The 21,714-nt window shown below is 53.0% G+C and carries 22 protein-coding genes and 1 pseudogene; 8 read left to right on the plus strand and 15 right to left on the minus strand.

What is annotated here, in order from left to right; genetic code table 11:
- The first annotated feature begins 126 nt into the window (after positions 1-126).
- Entirely contained in the window at positions 127-771 is a 645-nt protein-coding gene (locus tag TALK_RS04875) for a pyridoxamine 5'-phosphate oxidase family protein (RefSeq protein ID WP_085616429.1), read from the plus strand.
- Between the two features lie 113 nt (positions 772-884).
- The gene (locus TALK_RS04880; protein WP_085616432.1) at positions 885-1,625 is read left to right on the plus strand and encodes a PDC sensor domain-containing protein; all 741 of its coding nucleotides are present in this window, start codon (positions 885-887) and stop codon (positions 1,623-1,625) included.
- On the opposite strand, the gene TALK_RS04885 is transcribed toward TALK_RS04880, so the two are convergent.
- Positions 1,612-1,887: a hypothetical protein gene (locus TALK_RS04885; protein ID WP_139833720.1), complete on the minus strand. Its 276-nt coding sequence runs from the start codon at positions 1,885-1,887 to the stop codon at positions 1,612-1,614. The genes TALK_RS04880 and TALK_RS04885 overlap by 14 nt on opposite strands.
- A 227-nt stretch (positions 1,888-2,114) precedes the next feature.
- On the opposite strand from TALK_RS04885, the gene TALK_RS04890 reads away from it, so the two are divergent.
- On the plus strand, positions 2,115-2,801 hold the full coding sequence (locus TALK_RS04890) for a GNAT family N-acetyltransferase (protein ID WP_085616437.1): 687 nt from the start codon (positions 2,115-2,117) through the stop codon (positions 2,799-2,801).
- A 109-nt stretch (positions 2,802-2,910) separates the two neighbouring features.
- Here TALK_RS04890 and TALK_RS22415 read toward each other — a convergent pair.
- Positions 2,911-3,111: pseudogene (locus TALK_RS22415) on the minus strand (helix-turn-helix domain-containing protein); the annotation flags it as partial.
- Between the two features lie 201 nt (positions 3,112-3,312).
- On the opposite strand from TALK_RS22415, the gene TALK_RS04900 reads away from it, so the two are divergent.
- Positions 3,313-3,591 carry a hypothetical protein gene (locus TALK_RS04900; protein ID WP_085616442.1) on the plus strand — a complete coding sequence of 93 codons (279 nt, stop codon included), beginning with the start codon at positions 3,313-3,315 and terminating at the stop codon, positions 3,589-3,591.
- Positions 3,592-3,690: 99 nt separating this feature from the next.
- On the opposite strand, the gene TALK_RS04905 is transcribed toward TALK_RS04900, so the two are convergent.
- The 5 genes from TALK_RS04905 to miaA form a co-directional block, all read right to left on the minus strand.
- Complete coding sequence (locus tag TALK_RS04905; protein ID WP_085616445.1) at positions 3,691-4,599, minus strand: pseudouridine-5'-phosphate glycosidase; 909 nt, start codon at positions 4,597-4,599, stop codon at positions 3,691-3,693.
- 173 nt (positions 4,600-4,772) lie between these two features.
- On the minus strand, positions 4,773-5,792 hold the full coding sequence (gene ilvC, locus TALK_RS04910; protein WP_085616447.1) for a ketol-acid reductoisomerase: 1,020 nt from the start codon (positions 5,790-5,792) through the stop codon (positions 4,773-4,775).
- Positions 5,793-5,893: 101 nt separating this feature from the next.
- Positions 5,894-6,403 carry an acetolactate synthase small subunit gene (gene ilvN, locus TALK_RS04915; RefSeq protein ID WP_085616450.1) on the minus strand — a complete coding sequence of 170 codons (510 nt, stop codon included), beginning with the start codon at positions 6,401-6,403 and terminating at the stop codon, positions 5,894-5,896.
- A 106-nt stretch (positions 6,404-6,509) separates the two neighbouring features.
- Positions 6,510-8,273 (minus strand): acetolactate synthase 3 large subunit, encoded by a 1,764-nt coding sequence (locus tag TALK_RS04920; protein ID WP_085616453.1) that lies wholly within the window; start codon positions 8,271-8,273, stop codon positions 6,510-6,512.
- Positions 8,274-8,425: 152 nt separating this feature from the next.
- A complete protein-coding gene (gene miaA / locus TALK_RS04925; protein WP_085616456.1) occupies positions 8,426-9,391 on the minus strand; it encodes a tRNA (adenosine(37)-N6)-dimethylallyltransferase MiaA in 966 nt (321 codons plus the stop codon).
- A gap of 209 nt (positions 9,392-9,600) precedes the next feature.
- Between miaA and serB the strand changes: the two genes are divergently transcribed.
- Complete coding sequence (serB, locus tag TALK_RS04930) at positions 9,601-10,491, plus strand: phosphoserine phosphatase SerB (protein WP_085616460.1); 891 nt, start codon at positions 9,601-9,603, stop codon at positions 10,489-10,491.
- An 85-nt stretch (positions 10,492-10,576) separates the two neighbouring features.
- Here the strand turns inward: serB and TALK_RS04935 are convergent, their stop codons facing one another.
- From TALK_RS04935 to hflK, 4 genes are all read right to left on the minus strand, one after another.
- Positions 10,577-12,088 carry a DegQ family serine endoprotease gene (locus tag TALK_RS04935; protein WP_085616462.1) on the minus strand — a complete coding sequence of 504 codons (1,512 nt, stop codon included), beginning with the start codon at positions 12,086-12,088 and terminating at the stop codon, positions 10,577-10,579.
- 217 nt (positions 12,089-12,305) lie between these two features.
- On the minus strand, positions 12,306-12,497 hold the full coding sequence (locus TALK_RS04940) for a DUF2065 family protein (protein WP_085616465.1): 192 nt from the start codon (positions 12,495-12,497) through the stop codon (positions 12,306-12,308).
- Positions 12,498-12,630: 133 nt separating this feature from the next.
- Positions 12,631-13,503: a protease modulator HflC gene (gene hflC / locus TALK_RS04945; protein WP_085616467.1), complete on the minus strand. Its 873-nt coding sequence runs from the start codon at positions 13,501-13,503 to the stop codon at positions 12,631-12,633.
- A complete protein-coding gene (gene hflK, locus TALK_RS04950) occupies positions 13,503-14,639 on the minus strand; it encodes an FtsH protease activity modulator HflK (protein ID WP_085616470.1) in 1,137 nt (378 codons plus the stop codon). The genes hflC and hflK overlap by 1 nt, the downstream gene beginning before the upstream one ends.
- 148 nt (positions 14,640-14,787) lie before the next feature.
- On the opposite strand from hflK, the gene TALK_RS04955 reads away from it, so the two are divergent.
- The 3 genes from TALK_RS04955 (at position 14,788) to TALK_RS04965 (ending at position 17,382) form a co-directional block, all read left to right on the plus strand.
- On the plus strand, positions 14,788-15,996 hold the full coding sequence (locus TALK_RS04955) for an Mrp/NBP35 family ATP-binding protein (RefSeq protein WP_085616473.1): 1,209 nt from the start codon (positions 14,788-14,790) through the stop codon (positions 15,994-15,996).
- 159 nt (positions 15,997-16,155) lie between these two features.
- Entirely contained in the window at positions 16,156-16,581 is a 426-nt protein-coding gene (locus tag TALK_RS22420) for a Panacea domain-containing protein (protein ID WP_423838828.1), read from the plus strand.
- Between the two features lie 120 nt (positions 16,582-16,701).
- Positions 16,702-17,382, plus strand: a complete 681-nt coding sequence (locus tag TALK_RS04965; RefSeq protein WP_085616479.1) for a hypothetical protein — start codon at positions 16,702-16,704, stop codon at positions 17,380-17,382.
- 88 nt (positions 17,383-17,470) lie between these two features.
- Here TALK_RS04965 and purL read toward each other — a convergent pair whose 3' ends face one another.
- From purL to purC, 4 genes are all read right to left on the minus strand, one after another.
- Complete coding sequence (gene purL / locus TALK_RS04970) at positions 17,471-19,681, minus strand: phosphoribosylformylglycinamidine synthase subunit PurL (protein ID WP_085616481.1); 2,211 nt, start codon at positions 19,679-19,681, stop codon at positions 17,471-17,473.
- The gene (gene purQ, locus TALK_RS04975) at positions 19,678-20,367 is read right to left on the minus strand and encodes a phosphoribosylformylglycinamidine synthase subunit PurQ (RefSeq protein WP_085616484.1); all 690 of its coding nucleotides are present in this window, start codon (positions 20,365-20,367) and stop codon (positions 19,678-19,680) included. The genes purL and purQ overlap by 4 nt, the downstream gene beginning before the upstream one ends.
- Positions 20,368-20,448: 81 nt before the next feature.
- Complete coding sequence (purS, locus tag TALK_RS04980; protein ID WP_085616486.1) at positions 20,449-20,688, minus strand: phosphoribosylformylglycinamidine synthase subunit PurS; 240 nt, start codon at positions 20,686-20,688, stop codon at positions 20,449-20,451.
- A gap of 119 nt (positions 20,689-20,807) precedes the next feature.
- Positions 20,808-21,566 (minus strand): phosphoribosylaminoimidazolesuccinocarboxamide synthase, encoded by a 759-nt coding sequence (purC, locus tag TALK_RS04985; protein ID WP_085616488.1) that lies wholly within the window; start codon positions 21,564-21,566, stop codon positions 20,808-20,810.
- Positions 21,567-21,714: the final 148 nt, after the last annotated feature.

A 21,714-nucleotide genomic window follows, 5' to 3' on the forward strand; every position in this document is an offset into this window, starting at 1 on the left:
TTTAACAATCAGAAAATGGGGCTTGGTAAAATTGGTCTGGTCAAAATTCTTATAACGGACCTTTGAGAAAGTCCAATTTCATTGATGATGGTGCCAACCCGCCACCAATATGAAACGAGAGACAAGATGTCAGACGCAATTGAACTGCCTGAACAGTATAAAATTCACCCGGCAACCAAAGTTGTCCGCGGACCCAAACGCGCAAGTTATGACCGCAAGCTTGTGCACGGCATCATTGATGATGCGCTGATTTGCCATGTCGGAACGGTGGTGAATGGTCGCCCGGCGATGATCCCGACGGCACATTGGCGCGTTGGGGAACGAATTTATATTCACGGCGCGTCGAAAAATCGCATTCTGGCGACAATTGCCAATGGGGCAGAAGCCTGTCTGTGCATTACCCATCTGGATGGACTGGTGATGGCACGTTCGGCGTTTCATCATTCGGCGAATTATCGTTCCGTCGTGATTTATGGCAAGGGCGACATTGTGGCCGATCCCGCCGACAAGCTTGAACATTCGAAACTGTTTGTTGAAAAGCTTTCCAAGGGCCGTTGGGATCAGGTCCGTCAACCCAATGATCAGGAACTCAAGGCCACGATGTTTCTGGGGTTTGATTTGGACGAGGTTTCGGCAAAGGTGCGTTCCGGTGGTCCGGTTGATGACGAGGAAGATAATAATTGGCCGGTCTGGGCCGGGGTTTTGCCGTGCGAAATCACATGGGGAACACCGGTTGATGATGCCCGTCTTGATCCGGCCTATCGGCGATAATCTGGCCCGTTAAACCCGTTGATTGGATGATAGATGGCCCCATGCGCTGTTGTTTCATTTACAGCAAGCCTGTTTTTGGGTAGCTGTTATGACGCACAGCGTGGGGATCGGTGATGAAAAAGTGGATGATTGTTCTGTTGGGGCTTTGGCTGGTACCAGCACAGGCGTCTGCGGAGCCAACAGGTATCTCGCTTGAAGAAAACGTACTTCTGATGGCGACGCATGTTGAAAATATCCTCAATCAGACCGATGGCTTGATGCGTCGATCCGCCGACCTTTTGCGGAACGATGGCACGATGAATGCCGTTGTCCTGCAAGGTAGCTTAAAACGTTTTACCGAACAGGTATCTGCGGTGCGCGCGCTTTTATTCATCGATGCCAAGGGAATTCTTCGGTTCGATACCACGCGACATCCGGCGGCCAATCTTGATCTTTCTGATCGCAGCTATTTCAGTGAAACCATTGTTGCGGGAAATGATGGTATTCGCATTGGTGTGCCGGTTCTGGGGCAGCAATCAGGCGTTCCGTTCATTCCGGTCACGCGTTTGTTGCGTGGTGTATCCGGAACAACGATGGGGGTTTTGGTCGCGGTGATGACGCCCGATGCCTGGCTTCCGGCAGAACGCGCTTGTCGCCTGTGTTTTTATTCCGCCTTTACCACAGACGGAACAGCCGTGATGACAAGCCCGGCGCAGATGGAACTGGACCCTGATTTCTTTGAAAGTTTGATGGTGCGGGACAGTCTTTCCGGTGTGACCGAGACCAAGCTTAATACCTATCCGGCGCGCACCATGTGGCGCAAATTGCGCGACTATCCGGTTGTGGTGACCAGTTCGGTCGTTACCATATATTGATTGTGGGTTTGGGCTGATTTTCGATCAGTTCCAAAAGGAATGCGATCGCTTTGACTTGATCATTTGCATCAAAGCTATTGGCCTTTTTGCCGATATGACGTTCCATCGCCGCCCAGATATCGACAGGCACCGTTCCCGTTACATCACTGACAATCACGGCAAGTTTTCCCAGATCGTCCGATGGCATGGCCGGGATCGCGGTCAGATGCGCATATGTCGTGATTCCGATGACGGTCGTAAACAAAGCTATGGCGATGGTCATCGTAAGCTGCTGAATCAGTGACAAGCCTGTTTTGTTTCTTCGGATAGCAGGGCCAGCCTGATCAAGGCGTTTTTGAAGGTCGATATCAAGCATGCATCAAATCCGGTCACTATCGTTTTAGGTGGTCAGGATTTTTCGGAACGTCTTTAAATAATTTTATATGGAAAACGCAACACGCGAAAGATGTGCAATTATTTTCCTCCACTAGGTCAAATGGAGGAAGAGCAATGATTTCGATCCGAGCCGCAAAAATCGATGATGTTTCAATGATTTCGCTGATCCACGCTTATTGCTGGCGTGAGACATATGCCTTTATGCCCGAAGCCGTTTTACGCAGCAGATCGCGGGAATTTCGAGAACAGCAATGGTTGAATTGGTTCGACTCCCACGAAGAAAGCGATGCTTTGTTCGTTATCGAGGCCGATCAAAAGGTGGTTGGCTTTTGTTTTTGCTGCCGAAATCGCGATCCCGAGATCGATGGACGCGGTGAATTGCATGCGGCTTATGTCCTGCCGGACTATCGTGGACGTGAAACCGGCCCGGTCATGATGTTGACGATGGTGGACTTTCTTGCCGAACAAGGATTAACGCCGCCCGTGCTATGGGCGTTTCGTGATAATCCGATTCGGTTCTGGTACGCGCAGATGGGGTGGCGCAGCCAGATCAAGCGTGACCGAGTGATAGAAGGCCGCAGATTGCCCGAGGTTGGCTATGTCTGTGATGATTGTGACAGGTTAAGGCAGCGGTTGCAGAGATTGGTCACGCGCTATTCTTCTGAAGCCGCTTTGACGCAAATTCCACAACATTCTCAAATGCTTGGGCGTCAAAAGTTTCCGAACCAGATTGCTGTTTCTCCCGGCAATAATCGTAAAGCGACAGAAATGAATCAGCAAACGCCTCAGGGTCTGCTTTGACCGCTTTGGACTTTCGGGCAAGGAAATAAGCAATGTTATAGACGATTTTGCGTTCGCTTTCGTCCTCAGCGGTTTGGCTGGGGGGGCTGGATGGCATACCGATGCCGGTCAAAAGCCATTCGATTGAAACGCCGGTTGCTTGTGCAATTGCAACACACGCAGAGGCCTTTGGGTCATTGCGCCCGTGACTGTAATTTTCAAGCGTTCGGGCAGCGATCCCGGTTTTTTCGGCTAGGGCGCTTCGTGATCCTGCGATTTTTTCGCAAATCCCGATCCGCTGGCCCAGTCCTGTCGTCGCGTCGGAGTTCATACCTTTCGCCCCTTTGCCTTATCTTAAAGGATATACAGGCTACTCCGAAAGAGAAAGACTGTGAAGTGACCATGCAGCGGGCTACGCGAATTTTGCGTATTTAGCACTTATTTGGTGTGTTTCGGGATTGTTTCTACGCGAAAAATGGTGATACTGTGCATAATGAGGGATGAGGAAAACCATAAATCGCGTAGAGATCAAATGTTGAGCGAACAAATCTCGACGATGACGGCGTTATTGCGCCGTACAGCAAATGATTACGGCGGCAGGTTGTATCTGTCGCGGCAGACGACAGATATTCTGTTATCCAATTTACAGTTTCTGTCCGAGGATATTGCGCGTTACGAACAATCAACGCAGGGCATGGATATGGAAACCCCGGCGATACTTGCGATCATACGTGAACTTGTTGTTGCCAATGCCGCACGCGAAAATTGCGAACCGTATACTCCCAAAGGCCATGTCGCGGCTGCGGACTAGGTTCTGACCCGGATTATTGATCGGTTAAATATCAAAACCGAAAAAGAAAAGCCCCCGAACAGGCCGGGGGCTTTGGCGATTTGGGACCATGCTTAGGGCTTAACCGGCCAGTGCGACCGCAATTTTGGCGCCAAGGGCCGCATTGTTGCGGACCAGCGCGATGTTGGCCTCAAGACTTTTGCCCTTGGTATGCTGAGTCACGCGTTGCAGAAGGAACGGGGTGACTTCGCGGCCATGAATGTTCAGGCCTTTGGCTTCGATCAATGCGCTGTCAATTGCATGTTCGATGGCATCAAGTTCCAATGCCTTCTCGGCCGGGGGCGGGTTGCCAATTACGGCACCGCCGGCAAGACCGAATTCCCATTTTGATTTCAGGAATTCTGCAATTTCGGCTGGGGTGTCAAGGCGAATCGGTGCTTTTTGGCCGCTTTTGACCGTGTAAAAAGCCGGAAATTCATCGGTGCCATAGGAAATCACCGGCACGCCCAGCGTTTCAAGATGTTCAAGCGTCATCGGAATATCAAGGATCGCCTTGGCCCCGGCGCAGACCACGGCAACACTGGTTCTGCCAAGCTCTGTCAGGTCGGCCGAGATATCAAAACTTGTCGCCAGTTCGCGATGAACCCCGCCAATGCCGCCGGTGGCAAACACTTTGATACCGGCTTTTTCAGCCATGATCATGGTTGCCGAAACGGTGGTGGCACCGTCGCGTTTTTTGGCAATGCAATACGGGATGTCACGGCGCGACAGTTTCAAAATGTCGGTGCCCTTGGCGAAATATTCCAGTTCCGCAGGTGACAGGCCGATTTTACAACGGCCGCCAATAACGGCAATGGTGGCCGGGATGGCACCATTGTCACGCACATCTTGTTCAACCGCTTGTGCGGTTTCAAGGTTCTGCGGATAGGGCATGCCATGGGAAATAATGGTCGATTCAAGGGCTACTACCGGCTTGCCGCTCGCAAGGGCTTCTGCAACTTCCGGGGCGATATCAATAAAGTCCGACATTCAAAATGCTCATGTGTGAGTTAAAGTTTTAAAGGTCAGAATTACGCGGATCGACCTGTGAAATCCACCTTAAACGCACATGATGATTAATCGGGGCATAATGCTGTTTTGTTCAGACAAACAAAAACGGCCGCCCCATCAGGACGGCCGTTTTGAAATCCAAGCGGTAAAGCTTAGTTCTTTTCTTTGTCGACCAACTGGTTGGCAGCAATCCACGGCATCATAGCACGCAGTTTGGTGCCGACTTCTTCGATCGGGTGTTCTGCATTCAGGCGGCGTGTTGCTTTGAACATCGGTTCACCGCAATGCATTTCCTGAACGAAGTCACGTACGAATTTGCCTTCCTGAATGTCAGTAAGAACTTCTTTCATGCGTTCTTTGACCGATGCATCGATCACGCGCGGTCCGGTGACATAGTCGCCGTATTCTGCAGTGTTCGAGATCGAATAACGCATGTTGGCCATACCGCCTTCATACATCAGATCGACGATCAGTTTGACTTCATGCAGGCATTCGAAATAGGCCATTTCCGGTGCATAACCGGCTTCGGTCAGGGTTTCGAAACCGTATTTGATCAGCTGGGTCAGGCCACCACAAAGGACAGCCTGTTCGCCGAACAGATCGGTTTCGCATTCTTCGCGGAAGCTGGTTTCGATCACGCCCGAACGGCCGCCACCGATTGCCGATGCATAGGAAAGTGCAAGTTCAAGCGCATTGCCTGATGCGTTCTGTTCAACAGCCACCAGGCACGGAACCCCGCCGCCACGTGCATATTCGGAACGAACCGTGTGGCCCGGGCCTTTCGGTGCGATCATCATAACGTCAAGATCAGCGCGCGGCTCGATCAGGCCGAAATGAACGTTCAGGCCATGTGCGAACAGAAGGGCGGCACCCTGTTTCAGGTTGTCGCGCAGTTCGTTGGCATAGATGGCTGCCTGATGTTCATCTGGCGTCAACATCATGACGACGTCGGCCCATGCAGCGGCTTCGGCCGGGGTCATGGTTTTCAAACCGGCTTTTTCAGCTTTTTTGCGCGATGAAGAACCTTCACGCAGGCCAACAGCAACTTCGGCAACACCGGAGTCATGAAGGTTCAGTGCATGGGCATGGCCCTGCGAACCGTAACCGATGATGGCAACTTTTTTGGTCTTGATCAGATTAACATCTGCATCGCGGTCGTAATAAACACGCATCTTTCGATACCTCTGGACGTTGGGCCACGCGATTTTTCTTGTGCGTGGCGGATGGATCAAACTTGTTAAACGCGGGGCTGCAAAAGCATTCCCCGGCGAACTCACATCGTCAGCGTGCCGCGCGAAATTGCCGCGACACCCGTGCGCGAAGTTTCAGAAAGTCCGAGCGGCTCCATCAATTTGATGAAAGCATCAATCTTTTCCGGACTTCCGATGATTTCGAAGACGAAGGAACTGTTGGTCGCATCGACTGCGCGTGCCTTGAAGATATCAGCAATACGCAGGGACTCGACACGTTTTTCACCCGATGCAATCACTTTGATCAAAGCCAGTTCGCGTTCGACACTTGGGCCGGAAAGGGTCAAATCGCTGACCTTGTGAACCGGAACCAAACGTGAAAGCTGTGCCTTGATCTGTTCGATCACCATGGGCGTACCCGAGGTGACAACAGTGATGCGCGACTGGTGGTAACTGGCGTCAACTTCGGCGACCGTCAGGCTTTCGATGTTATAGCCACGGCCGGAAAACAGGCCGATGACACGGGCCAGAACACCAGCCTCGTTATCCACCAGAATGGATATGGTATGTTTCGAAATTTCGGTTTCTTTCACGGGTCTTGCTCCGCTAGGGCGCGGGCGGGCGCATTCAATGTGCAGCCCGGCCCGGCCTTTGATTATGGTTTGATGAGGTCGTAATCGCGATTGTCTTGATCGTCGATCAGACCAGAACCATCCCTTCGTCGGAATCTATGGCTTCGTCACCGTTGGTTTCCGCACCAAGCAGCATTTCGTTATGCGGTTTGCCCGATGGAATCATCGGATAGCAGTTTTCCTTGTCATCCACAGCCACGTCGAGGATCACCGGACCATCGATTTCAAGCATCTGCTTGAGCGTGTCGTCCAGATCAGCCGGGTTGTTGCAGGTAAGCCCGGTAAAGCCGAATGCCTCGGAAAGTTTGACGAAGTCAGGAAGGGACTCGCTATAACTTTCGGAATAGCGTGACCCGTGCAGCAATTGCTGCCACTGGCGGACCATGCCCATATAGCGGTTGTTCAGGATCACGGTTTTGACCGGCAGGTGATACTGCTTGAGCGTGGCGCATTCTTGAATATTCATCATCACCGAAGCATCACCGGTAAAGCAGATCACGGTCGCATCGGGATGGGCAACCTGAACGCCCATGGCGGCTGGCATGCCATAGCCCATCGTGCCAAGGCCACCCGATGTCATCCATTCATGGGGATGTTCAAACCCGAAATGCTGGGCCGCCCACATCTGGTGCTGTCCGACATCGGTGGTGATATAGGTTTTGCGGTCGCGCGTCAGCGCATGCAGGCGACGGATCACGTGCTGCGGCTTGATCACGTCATTGGGCTGCTTGTAAGACAGGCAGCGTTTGCCGCGCCAGCCTTCGATCTCGTCCCACCAGCTATCAAGCGCCTTGGCGTCAATCCGGTGCTGTTTGGCTTTCCAGATTTTCATCATGTCTTCAAGGACATGACCAACATCGCCAATGATGCCGATATCGACGGGAACGTTTTTATTGATCGAGCTTTGATCAATATCGATCTGGACTTTCTGTGATCCCGGCGAGAAGAAATCAAGATTGCCGGTCACACGGTCATCAAAACGCGCGCCGATTGCAATCATGACATCGCAATCATGCATCGCCATGTTGGCTTCGTAGGTGCCGTGCATGCCCAGCATGCCAAGATACTGTTTGTCTGACGCCGGATAGGCCCCCAGACCCATCAGGGTCAGCGTGATCGGAACACCGGTCATACGGGTGAATTCGGTCAGGATCTTGCAAGCCTGACTGCCGGAATTGATCACACCGCCGCCGCAATACAGGATCGGCTTTTTCGCCGATGCCAGCAATTCGATGGCTTGTTCGATCTGGCCACGATCGCCTTTGACAATCGGATTATAGGTGCGGTGCGTGACCTGCGACGGTTCAAGATACGGCGCCTTGGCGACCAGAATATCTTTTGGCAGGTCAATCACAACCGGGCCCGGGCGGCCGCTTGTCGCAACGTGGAATGCTTCATGCATCGTGCGCGCAAGCTTCTCGCTGTCCTTCACCAGATAGTTATGCTTGGTGCAGGGGCGGGTAATACCGGTGGTATCGGCTTCCTGAAAGGCATCATTGCCGATCAGGTGGGTCGGAACCTGCCCGGTCAGGCAGATAATGGGAATCGAGTCCATCAACGCGTCGGTAAGGCCGGTAACGGCATTCGTTGCACCCGGACCACTGGTTACCAGCACAACGCCGACCTTACCGGTCGAACGTGCGTAACCTTCGGCGGCATGCACGGCAGCCTGTTCATGGCGTACTAGGATATGACGAATCCGGTTTTGCTTAAATATCTCGTCATATAGCGGTAGGACAGCGCCGCCGGGATAGCCGAATACGACTTCCACACCCTGATCGACCAGGGCCTGCAACACTACTTCCGAACCGTTTAAAATACGTTCTGCCATGATTTTCGAGCCTCTTTACTTAACGACAACAACGTGTCGTGTGATAACCGCGTGATTGAAACATGATCCAATTACCTTTGAACTGGAGTTGAAAAATCCGCCGAAACGGCGGTTTTCCGCCATTTGGAAGGCGGTAGGGCCAACCTATCGCCTCACTTTGGCGTGGTCAACAGAAATTGGTGAATATCATTACGCAATTTATCAGCTAAACTTTCCGAATATTGCGTGTCGATGATTTCCTTGTCGGTCATTTGATGGCGAAACCAGGTCAATTGACGCTTGGCATAACGTCGGGTTTCGCGTTGTGATTTCTCTTTGGCGGCGGGTAAATCCATCTCGCCTGCCAGATAGGCGGCAATCTCGCGCACGCCGACGGCCTTCATGACCGGCGCGCTTTCCGGCAGGTTTTCCGCCAAAAGCCCCCGGACTTCTTCAATAGCGCCCTGTTCGATCATCAGATCAAAACGCCGATTGCAACGATCATAAAGAATATCGCGTGGCGGCATGTAGCACAGCTTTTTGAAAACCATGCTCGCAGGCGGTGTAACCATGGGGTCGCGGTGCCAGGCGGCAAGCCCGCGTCCGGTTCCTGCCAGAACTTCGGCCGCACGGATCAGGCGCTGGGTATTGGACGGATCAAGATTGGCGGCTGTGTCAGGATCGCGTTTGGCAAAATCATCAAAAAACGCCTGATGTCCGGCTTTTTCAAGTTCGGCGGTGACCTGATCGCGAATGTCGGCGGGGATATCGGGAATGGGGGCGATCCCCTGCGTCAGGGCATTCAGATACATGCCCGTGCCACCGGTAATGATCGGCAATTTTCCCGTCGCATGGCATTCGGCGATTTCCGCCATTGCCATGCCACGCCACTTCCCGGCAGAGCACGCCTCGCGCCCGGAAAGCACACCATAAAGCCGATGCGGGGCGCGTGCGATTTCACCATCGTCAGGCCGCGCACTTAGCACGCGCAGTTCCTTGTAGACCTGCATGCTGTCGGCATTGATCACCACACCGTCAAATGCCTCGGCCATATCAAGGGCAAGTGCTGATTTGCCGCTTGCCGTTGGTCCGGCAACGATCAGGACGGGGTGAAACGGGGGAGCGGAAACAGCAGACATTGGAAAGGCACTTTCAGTTCTTCTATTTATTGAGAACGCCCAGTTTATGAGGTTCGGTTCGCAAGGCATAGAAATTAGCGCCGTTGCAGAGGACAAAAATTGTGCAGAGGACGGGCTTTGGGGAAAACGGGACTTGTCTTTGGTCGGAGCAATGCGGATAAAGACGCAAATATTATTTAGCTTTTGCCATGCCAAGGAGCCCGCAATCCATGGATCTGGTCCTGACCCTGATCACGGCCCCCCATTCTAACGCGCTGAGCGATGATATCGTCGAGCGCGCCAAAGTCGTTCTGGCCGGGGCCGGGGCGAGTGTCGGGGATGTTACCTGGCTTGCCGATGGGGAAGCCTGCGATATCGGCTTTGTCGGGCTGAGTATTGATATCGCTGATACGGCGCTTCGGGATGCCAACCTTGGTGTCGATGCCGTTACTCAGGTTGCAAGCAGGCGCCGCAAAAAGCTTTTGATCGCGGATATGGACAGCACCATGGTTACCGGTGAAACGCTGGACGAGCTTGCCGCTTTTGCCGGGGTCAAGGATCGTGTTGCGGCAATTACCGCGCGGGCGATGAATGGTGAGCTTGATTTCGAAGCCGCCCTTGATGAACGCGTTGGTTTGCTGGATGGCATGTCGACCGACATGATGGCCGAAGCTTGGAAAACGGTGGAATATACCGGTGGGGCAAAAACACTGGTTGCGACCATGAAGGCCAATGGTGGCTTTGCCGCATTGGTATCGGGTGGGTTTGATTACTTTACCGGGGCGGTGCGCGCCGAACTTGGTTTTGATTTTGATCAGGCCAATGTGCTGATCACCAAGGATGGCAAGCTGACCGGCAAGGTGCAAAAGCCGGTATTGGATCGTCAAGCCAAGGTCGATGCGCTTGAAAAACTTGCCGCTCAGCAAGGGATTGGCGTTGAAGACGCAATTGCAGTTGGCGATGGAGCCAATGATCTTCAGATGATTTCACTGGCTGGAATCGGTGTTGCGTTCCATGCCAAACCGTCGGTTCAGCAACAAGCCCGTATTTGCATTAATCATGGCGATTTGACCGCCCTGCTTTATCTGCAAGGTTATGCCAAGGCCGATTTCGTTGCCTGAGTAACCCGACGAAACACGGAAATGCAAAAAGGGCGGCCCTTGCGGGTCGCCCTTTTTGCGTATCAGGCAATAAAACCCGAAGGTCTTATTGTTCCTTGTTAAGCGTCAGACCGAAATAGCGCGGGCCTGCCGAGGTTTCGATCAGCATCAGGATCGTGCGTTTGTCATCATCAAGGGCCTTTTTGACCGCGTCAGAGACTTCCTCGACCGAGGAAACCGAGCTGTGCGAGGCTTCGATAATGATGTCGCCCGGGCGGACACCCTTTTCGGCGGCATAGCTGTCACCATTGACCTCGGTCACGATGACACCTTCGGTGCCTTCGGCCAGGTTATAGCGACGGCGCAGTTCGTCATTAACATTGGCAACCTTGACGCCAAGAGCCTTGATTTCGGCTGCGGCAACGGCGGGTGCCGGTTGCTCTGCCGGATCGGCGGCGGTGGCGACAATTTCTTCTTCTTCAAGTTCGCCAAGTTCGACCTGAACGGTTTTCTTTTCACCGTCACGCCAGAGAACTACATCGACATCCTTGCCAATTTTGGTTTCGGCAACAATACGCGGCAGGCGGCGCATGCTTTCGACTTCACGACCGTCAAATGACAGGATCACGTCACCCTGTTTGATGCCGGCGGCTTTTGCCGGGCCGTCATCTGAAACACCGGCAACCATGGCACCGGTCGAGGTATCTAGACCGACCGAGTCTGCGATGTCATCGGTTACAGTCTGGATGTGAACGCCGAGCCAGCCACGACGGGTGCGGCCGTATTCTTTGAGTTGATCAACAACCGAATTGGCGATGGCCGACGGGATGGCAAAGCCAATACCGACCGAGCCGCCGGACGGCGAGTAAATCGCACTGTTGATCCCGATGACGTCGCCATCAAGGTTGAACAGCGGGCCACCGGAATTCCCACGGTTGATTGATGCATCGGTCTGAATGAAGTCATCATACGGACCCTGATTGATGTCGCGGTTTCGTGCCGAAATGATACCGGCAGTTACCGTGCCGCCAAGGCCGAACGGGTTGCCGATGGCCACAGCCCAGTCACCGATGCGGGCATGATCGGAATCACCCCATTTAACGAAGGGCAGGTCTTTGGCCGGTTCGACTTTGAGAAGGGCAACGTCGGTTTTCGGATCGCGGCCAATCAGTTTCGCCGGAAGGGTTTCACCTTCGTGCAGGCGGACGGTGATTTCGTCGGCACCGTCAATCACATGGTTGTTGGTGACAATGTAGCCATCCGCAGAAATGATAAAGCCTGAACCAAGTGCTGTCGCGCGACGCTGTTGGGGCGCCTGACCTTGACCTTGGCCCTGACCTTGTCCGCCGCCCTGTCCGTTGCGATCCATAAAGTCGCGGAACAGGTCTTCAAATGGCGATCCGGGAGGGAACTGGAAATCCGGTCCCTGACGTTCAGCCACCATCTGGCTGGTCGAGATATTTACCACAGTGGGCAGAAGCTTTTCGGCTAGATCTGCGAAACTTTCAGGAGCGGGGCGAGCGTTCGCAATTTGCGAGACGCTGGTCACGCCAAGAAGAACAATCACCAGCGCAGCGGTAAATTTGTTTCGCGCCGGGTTGTATAATGCTTTTAGCATGTGTCTGATCCTGTTCGTTGCCGCGTTCACGGTTTTGTTTTCTTGCAGCACGCGATGCCGCTCTTTCGTATAGTTCACGCATCGCTTAACTAGCCAAGTTAGCCCCGAGTTTGTCAGAAATTTGGCAAGGCTGAGAAAAAAGAAGGCATGACGCGGTTTTTATGTGTTTCGCGACCGAAATCCACGATTTTACGTAAATATCCATCTGTCTGAGTTTTCAAAGCCAGACCCGCATGCCCCAAATCGCGGCAATTGCGACGATAGCGGCAATAAGGCCACCGATCCTAAGCTGGGATTCCGGGATTTCCTGCATAAGTTCCATCACACGTTTGGCCCCGCCCGGGAATAACGAATAAAACATCCCCTCCAGCGCGATGGCCAGGAGAATAGCTGTGGCGAGTTCCTTCATGGGCTTGGACGTTCCGGCGTTTCTATGAACCTGTGTTCAATATAACTATCAACAGGACATTATTTTCAAATAAAAAAGGGCGACCGGCACACTATGCCGGTCGCCCTAGTGCTTTGTCCAGCACCTGTTTTGTCTAGCGGCTTGCGCCAGGCGTGGAGTTGTTAAAGTACTGGAAGAACTCGGAATCCGGTGAAATCACCATGGTCGAGCCATCCGAAAGTGCCTCGCGATAGGCTTCAAGCGAACGATAGAACTCGAAGAAGCTGGCATCTTTGCCATAGGCTTCACCAAGAACAATGTTTCGCTGGCCATCGCCTTCACCGCGCAGGACTTCGGCCTGACGGCGTGCCTCGGCCAAGATACCAACGCGTTCACGATCCGCTTCTGCCTGGATTTTCGCCTTAAGTTCTTCACCCTCGGCGCGAAGCTGTGCAGCTTCGGCGATACGTGAAGAACGCATGCGGTTATAGACCGCCTGCGATGTTTCCTGCGGCAGATCGGTACGGCCGATACGAACGTCAATCAGCTCGACACCGAATTCTTTGGCCGGTTCGATCAGGGTTGACTGGATTTTTTCCATGATCTGCGACCGATTATCCGACAACAGGGCGACAAGCGGGGCCTGTGCCAATTCGCCACGGATAACCGAGTTCAGACGCTGACCGAACAGCTGTACAAAGTTTGCTGTGTTGGTTGCGCGCTGACGGAACTGAAGCGGATCAACGATTTTCCAACGGGCAAAGCTGTCAACATTGACACGCTTCTGATCCGACAGAAGAACCTGCTGAACTGGCGGGTCAAGTTCAAGAATGCGGCGTTCGTAGTATTCCACATTCTGGATCGGCAGCTTGAAATGCAGGCCCGGTTCGGAAACCGCATGGACCGGATTACCGAACTGCAATACCAGCGCCTGCTGGTCCTGACGGACGGTAAACATGCACATGGATGCAACCACGGCTGCGATAACAACAACGACGCCGGTGGCAATAAGTTTAGGACTAGCCATTAGTTGTTGCCTCCTGCGTTCGCGCGTTTCTGGATTTCAGGCAACGGCAGATACGGAACAACGCCGTTGGCACCTTCGCCCTTCTGATCAAGGATGACCTTGTTGGCGTTCTTAAGAACGTCCTGCATGGTTTCCAGATACAGACGACGCGTGGTGACATCCTTGGCGGTCAGATAAGAATTATAGACCGAGATAAAGCGTTCTGCTTCACCCTGGGCATTCTTGACCACCTGATCCTTGTAAGCACGGGCTTCAAGAACCAAACGTTGTGCTTCACCTTTGGCGCGCGGAAGGATGTCGTTGCTATAGGCCAATGCTTCGTTCTGAGAACGATCACGGTCCTGACGGGCACGCTGCACATCGTTAAATGCATCGATAACATCCCGCGGCGGATCAACTTTCTGCATTTTCACTTCGGCAATGAAAATACCCGAAGCATAACCATCGACGATGCTTTGCAGCAGAGTACGTGTCTGTTCTTCAACACGCACACGACCAACTGTCAGGGCTTCTTCCAGACTGGTCTTGCCGACGACCTCGCGGATCGCACTTTCGGCCGCAAGCTTGATGGTGTTTTCCGGATCGCGAACATTAAACAGATAGGCACCTGCATCGCTGATGCGCCACTGAACGACATAATCGATGTCGATGATGTTCTGATCGCCGGTCAGCATCAGGCTTTCTTCGGGAACGTCACGTGAACCACCATTGCCTGCACCACCGGTGCCGCGATAACCAATTTCGATTTGGTTGGTACGTTCAACGTTTGGCTTGATCACTTCACCGATTGGTGCGGGCAAGAAGTAATTCAAACCCGGACCGGTCGTGCCAACCCATTTGCCAAACAGCAAGGTGACACCCTGTTCGCCCGGCTGAATACGATAGAAGCCGGTCAGAAGCCACAACCCGATTACGGCGATACCGATCAGGACAAAGCCCTTGTAGCCGCCACCACCACCGGGAAATAGCCGTTTAAGGCGTTCCTGGCTTTTGCGGATCATTTCATCAAAATCGGGGGGTGTGTTACCACCGCCACCGCCGCCACCCTGAGGACGCTGTCCCCATGGATTGCGGCCGCCGCCGTTGTTTCCGCCACTGCCCCAGGGGCCGCCGCCCCCTTGTGAATTCCAAGGCATCGAGTGTCTTCCTCTTCTTGCCGTTCGGTGTTTATCTTTGCTTACCGTGTTCTATCGTCTTATATGACAGCTTGCCGTGCAAAACAACGATAGGCGCCCGTAAGTTCTGTTTGATCACAGACTTAAGCCAATTTTCGGAGACCGCAATATGACCTCACCCACCCAGGAAAGTATTACAAAAGCCCTTTCCAATGTCATCGACCCGGCAGACGGTAAGAATATCGTCGAAAAGGGGATGGTTCAAGGTATTGATATTCATGACGAAACAGTAAATGTCATGGTTGCGGTTGATCCTGCCCGTGGGCCTGCACTCGAAGATTTGCGTCTTGCGGCTGAACGCGCCGTTGCTGATGTGAACGGGGTCACAACCGCCCGTGTTGCTCTGACGGCGGAACGCCCGAAGGCAGCAGCCAGTTCCGCGCCGGGCGCTCATTCACATGGTCATGGTCACTCCCATGCCTCTTCAAATGGGGCGGGCGGGGCGGCACCGCAAGCTGGACAACGCCCGCAAGGTGCAGGGCAGAAGCCAATTGAGCTGCCGGACGTTCGTTCGATCATTACGGTGGCGTCTGGCAAGGGCGGTGTTGGTAAATCGACAACCTCTGTCAATCTGGCGCTGGCACTGGCGGCCAAGGGGCTGAAGGTCGGTTTGCTGGATGCCGATATTTATGGGCCCAGCTTGCCACGCATGATGGGGCTTCGCGATGCCAAGCCAAGCCATTCGGACAAGCAGGGGAAAATGATCCCGCCGTCGGCATTTGGTATTCGCATTATGTCCATCGGCTTCATGGTTGATGAAGAACAGCCGGTGATCTGGCGTGGCCCGATGGCAATGGGCGCACTTGAACAGCTTTTGCGTGATAGCGATTGGGGCGAACTTGACGTTCTGGTGGTTGATATGCCGCCGGGGACCGGGGATATCCAGCTATCGATGACACAGCGTGTGCCGGTGACGGGGGCCGTGATTGTTTCAACGCCGCAGGACATCGCGCTTTTGGATGCGCGCAAAGGGTTAAACATGTTCCGCAAGGTCAATGTTCCGGTGCTCGGCCTGATCGAGAATATGAGCTATTACCAGTGCCCGAAGTGCGGCAATGTCGATCATGTCTTTGACCATGGCGGGGCAAAAAAGGCGGCCGAGGAACTTGGCGTGCCATTTCTGGGCGAAATCCCGCTTGATCTTAAAATCCGCCTTGGCGCGGATGAAGGCAAACCGATTGTCCATAGCGATCCCGAAGGGGCACATTCCAAGGCCTATGGCGCCATTGCTGATAAGATTGCCGCCGAGATTGAAAATCGCGTTGGTCCGAAAACCGCACCGAAGAAAAGCCTGTTCCCAAAGATCAGCTTTAAGTAACTGAGGTCGAAAATATTGAGAGAACCATTCTCTGGTTTCTTGCTATCATCTGGAAATCAGGGAGAGGCTGAGCTAGGGTTTACGTCGATGCATGATTCTCGCGATATAGCGAACTACATTTTAGATATCGCAGACAAATCCGGTACGCCAATATCGAATATGGCAATTAACAAGATAATCTACTTTCTCAATGGATGGTATTTGGCAGATTTTGAGAGAGAGTTATGCTTGGATAAATTCGAGGCGTGGGAGCATGGACCGGTTTTGCCAAAGGTTTATCAGTCGTTCAAAAGCTTTGGAAAAAATTCTATTACGGTGCGCGCGGAGAGGTTTAATCCGACTACTAGGCTTTGGTATTACCAGCACTATAAATTTAACGACGAAGAGATAAGATATATCAACTTTGTCTTTAAGTCGTACGCCTCGATGAGTGCTGTTTCGTTGTCAAAGATGTCGCATGTCGAACAAGGGCCGTGGGACTTAGTTCGAAACCCTCGAAATGGTGAGGTCTTTCCAAAAGGTATAATTCCAAGCAGGTTAATTAGGGACTATTTTTTGCGTATAAGGCGTGTTTCTGACACTTGATACGATTCAGGGTTGATGATGGTAGTTAATCAGGTTAAGTTTTTCTTAATGCGGAACAAACCGTGAAGACTTGACGAAGGGAGAGCTAGGTGACACCACAACTTTGATGAGGAACTAGTTTTGCAGAACGAGCTTACATTCCTAAAAGTCTTGCAGTTGTACTCCCCAAACCCAGACTTATTTCGCCAGAATTTACGTCGATACCTCAGTAATGATGCAGGGCCTTGGGGCTATGATCCCTTCTATCGCTATTTGTTCGATTATTTGCGCGGTGTAGCGTTGAAAACTGTTTTAGCGTCAATAAATGACGGCGCTATGTTCAAGTATCAAAAATCGACCTACATAAAGCGCCTTAGAGAAATAGATAGTAAAGTTGATTTCTCAGGCGCGATAAACGTCTACCACATGAAGAAAAGTTCACGAATTGAGCTTGGTGGTGTGACGATGAGAATTCCCCAAAATATCCAATATACGACCTCAGATGGCCCCAAAATGTTGGTTTCTTTGTTTGATAAGCATTCTGGCTTGGATAATCATGCGGTTCGTTTGGCCTTGGGAGTTCTTAATGAGGAAGTTAATTCGACAATGCTCGGTGAGGGGCTGTTGCCTGAGCTTATATGTTTTGACAATGACATTTTGAGCTACTCAAGCGTAGTTGACTCACCTTTAGCAGAACATGATGAAGTAATGGAATGGTACCGGTATTGCCTGGTTACGTTGAAGGATTTATATGTGCCAGCAAAATCCAAACAACCTCAGAAAAACAAAATAGATCCAAATCAGCTCGGCCTAGACTTGTAGGGCTCGGGAAATATCTTGGGTCTATGTAAAACAAAACCCCGCCAGATTTCTCTGGCGGGGTTTTGTGTTTGCAGGAAAGAACAGTTGATTAGGTGGCGTCTGCCATGAAGGACTGCATCCAGCCTTCGTTCAGGTCGCGCAGTTCGGCAAGGCCGATTTTGTTTTTACCATCAATGGAGATCGCATCACCACCGGCCTGACCGATGATTGCAGCCGCAACATTCGAGCTGTTGGCAGCATTCAGAACCTTGTCCGGATCGCGGGTGGCGATCACATATCTGCCCTGATCTTCACCAAATAGCCATGCGACTTCGCTGCCACTTTCTGGCAGGTGCAGGTCGGCGCCGATATTGCCGGCAAGGCACATTTCGGAAACAGCAACCAGCAAACCGCCATCAGCGATATCGTGGCAGGTACGGATCAGGCCAAGTTCGATCAACTCACGTACCAGCGTACCAGCACGTTTTTCGGCATCAAGGTCGACTGGCGGCGGTGCGCCTTCTTCGCGGCCTTCGATGGTTTTAAGATACAGCGACTGGCCCAATTCACCGGTTGCCGCACCGAGCATGATCAGTGCACTGTCATCGCGCTTGATCGCGATGGTCGCATGGTGACCCAGATCGGAAATCACACCAACGCCACCAATCGCCGGGGTCGGCATGATACCAACGCCATTGGTTTCGTTGTAAAGCGACACGTTGCCCGACACGACCGGGAAGTCGAGCGTGATGCAAGCTTGGGCAATGCCCTGACATGCGCCAACAAACTGACCCATGATGCGCGGACGTTCCGGGTTGCCAAAGTTCATGTTGTCCGTGATGGCAAGCGGCTTGGCGCCGGTTGCGCACAGGTTGCGATAGGCTTCGGCAACGGCCTGTTTGCCGCCTTCAACCGGATCGGCCATGACATAGCGCGGGGTACAGTCGGTGGTCGCGGCAATGCCCTTGTTCGTGCCGGAAACGCGCACGACACCGGCATCGCCCCCCGGACGGACAATGGTGTTGCCCATGACCAGATGGTCATATTGTTCCCAAATCCAGCGACGCGACGCAAGGTCGGAGGACGCCATCAGGGTTTTAAGCGCATCAACATGGCTGATCTTGCCCGAAAGGCTTGCCGGATCAATGCGATCCTGTTTTGGGGTTTCTTCCCATGGACGGTCATATTCCGGCGATGCTTCGGCCAGCGGATCAATCGGCAGATCACCGGCAACTTCGCCATGCCACATCAGGGTCATGCGTTTGGTGTCGGTCAATTTGCCGATTACCGCAAAGTCGAGTTCCCATTTGTCAAAGATTGCCTTGGCGGCATCTTCGCAGCCGGGTTTCAGGACCATCAGCATGCGTTCCTGCGATTCTGAAAGCATGAGTTCGTAAGGCGTCATGCCTTCTTCGCGCATAGGGACTTTATCAAGCCACAGCTCGACACCAACGCCGCCTTTTGAGGCCATCTCGAACGAAGATGACGTCAGGCCAGCCGCCCCCATATCCTGAATGGCAACGATCATGTCGGTTGCCATCAGTTCAAGGCAGGCTTCCAGCAGAAGCTTTTCGGTGAACGGATCGCCGACCTGAACGGTAGGACGCTTTTCGTCGCTGTCGTCATCGAATTCAGCCGACGCCATGGTAGCACCATGGATGCCGTCGCGGCCGGTTTTCGACCCGACATAGACAACCGGGTTTCCTATACCCGCAGCAGCCGAATAGAAAATGTTGTCGACATCGGCCAGCCCCACGGTCATCGCATTGACCAGGATGTTGCCGTTGTAGGATGCGTGGAAGTTGGTTTCCCCGCCGATGGTCGGAACCCCCATGCAGTTGCCATACCCGCCGATCCCCTCGACAACACCACTAAGCAAGTGGCGGGTTTTAGGGTGTTCTGGTTCGCCAAAACGCAGCGCATTAAGGTTGGCAATCGGGCGCGCACCCATGGTGAAAACATCACGCATGATGCCGCCAACACCGGTAGCAGCCCCCTGATAGGGTTCGATAAACGACGGGTGGTTGTGGCTTTCCATTTTGAAAATGGCGGCCTGACCATCGCCAATATCAATCACGCCGGCATTTTCGCCCGGTCCCTGAATGACCCAGTCGGCCTTGGTCGGCAGCGTCTTGAGCCATTTTTTCGATGATTTGTAGGAGCAATGCTCAGACCACATGACCGAGAAAATGCCAAGCTCGTTGATGTTAGGTTCACGGCCCATGATGTCGAGGACGAGCTTGTACTCTTCCTCGTTAAGCCCGTGTTCTTTGACCAGTTCAGGCGTGATCGGTGTGCTGTTAAATTCGTTGGTGCTCACGATACGGCCTCCACCATGCTTTTGAACAGACCGCGACCATCAATCCCGCCATGCAGCGGATCAATGGCATTTTCCGGGTGGGGCATCATGCCAAGAACATTGCCCTGTTCATTGATGATACCAGCGATGTTGCGCTGCGACCCATTCAGATTGGTCGCCGGATCGACATTGCCATTCGCATCGCAGTAGCGCAGGACAACGCGGCCTTCACCCTCAAGACGGTTAAGCGTGTCTTCATCGGCAAAATAATTACCGTCATGATGGGCGACAGGATAATCAACCACATCGCCTTTGCCATACTGGTTGGTAAAGCGGCTTGTGGTGTTTTCGATTTTTAGATGCGTGTTTTTACAGATGAATTTCAGGCTGGCATTGCGCATCAGCGCACCGGGCAACAGGCCTGCTTCTGTCAAAATCTGGAAACCATTACACACGCCCAGAATGGTCACACCTGCTTTGGCGCGGTCGGCAACCGCGCGCATGATCGGGGACTTGGCAGCCATCGCTCCGCAGCGCAGATAGTCGCCATAAGAAAAGCCGCCAGGGACCATGATGATGTCGACGTTGGGCAGCTCGGTTTCGCCATGCCAGACCACGGTCGGTTTGGTGCCGGTTGCCTGTTCTAGCGCGGCAATGGCGTCATTCTCCCGGTTGATGCCGGGGAAGAGGATGACAGCGGATTTCATGAAATACCGTCTCTCGATTAGTGTCCGTTACGCAATCTCGATACGCAAAGGCCCCGCCACAGCAAGACCCCGGCGGGGCGGTTAAGCCAGCTCGATGGTGTAGTCTTCGATCACGGTATTGGCGAGAAGCTTCTCGCACATCTCGGTGACCTCGGCTTTGGCCTTTGCGGCATCCGTACCGTCGATTTCCAGTTCAATAAACTTGCCCTGGCGGACGTCGTTAACGCCATCAAAACCAAGCCCCTGCAGGGCGTGGTGAACGGCTTTACCCTGCGGGTCAAGAACACCGTTCTTCAGGGTGACATGGACACGTGCTTTCACGAGAAGCTCCTTTGAGTGCGCACTCGCCATACGGCGATACTTGTTTGCAAACAATGATTTACCGGTTCCCAATGGTTCCGGCATCGATAAGAAAAGGCCGCGCAAGCGCGGCCTTTGGATTATTTGTCTTTATTGAGCGTTTCTATGTCAGCCGATTCAGGCAGGACACCAAGACGGCGCGCTACTTCCTGATAGGCTTCTTCGACCCCGCCAAGGTCACGGCGGAACCGGTCCTTGTCCATCTTTTCATTGGTAACCGCATCCCACAGGCGGCAGTTATCCGGGCTGAATTCATCGGCCAGAACCAACTGCATGAAATCGCCTTCCCAGATGCGACCGAATTCCAGTTTGAAATCGACAAGTTTGATGCCGATACCGCGCATCAGGCCACACAGGTAATCATTAACGCGAAGCGTCATACCGACGATTTCTTCGAGTTCTTCGGCGCTGGCCCAGCCAAGGGCAAGGATATGCTCGTCAGAAACCAGCGGGTCACCCAGCGCATCGTCTTTGTAATAGAATTCGACAATCGGGCGCGGCAGACGTTCGCCTTCTTCAAGGCCAAGGCGTTTGGCCATCGAACCAGCGACAATATTGCGCACCACGACTTCAATCGGAACGATTTCACATTTTTTGCAAAGCTGTTCGCGCATGTTGATGCGGCGTATGAAATGCGTCGGGATGCCGATTTCCGCCAGACGAGTCATGACGAATTCGGTGATCATGTTGTTCAGGACGCCCTTGCCGGCAATAGTGCCGCGCTTTTGTGCGTTGAACGCGGTGGCATCGTCCTTGAAATACTGGATGATGGTGCCGGGCTCGGTACCTTCGTACAAAATCTTGGCTTTACCCTCGTAGATGGGCTGCTTTCTGGACATTGGCGGGATCTTTCACATCTTTGCTTGCGGGGAGTGTCCCCGAGCACCCTGAAAAACGCGCCCCTCGTATAGCAGTGCTGGCGAAGAAACTCAATTGCCGCGTAAGGTCTATTTACGCAGAGTTGATAATAGGATTTTGCAACCGTCG

This window comes from Thalassospira alkalitolerans (genome assembly GCF_002115745.1).
Classification (GTDB): domain Bacteria; phylum Pseudomonadota; class Alphaproteobacteria; order Rhodospirillales; family Thalassospiraceae; genus Thalassospira; species Thalassospira alkalitolerans.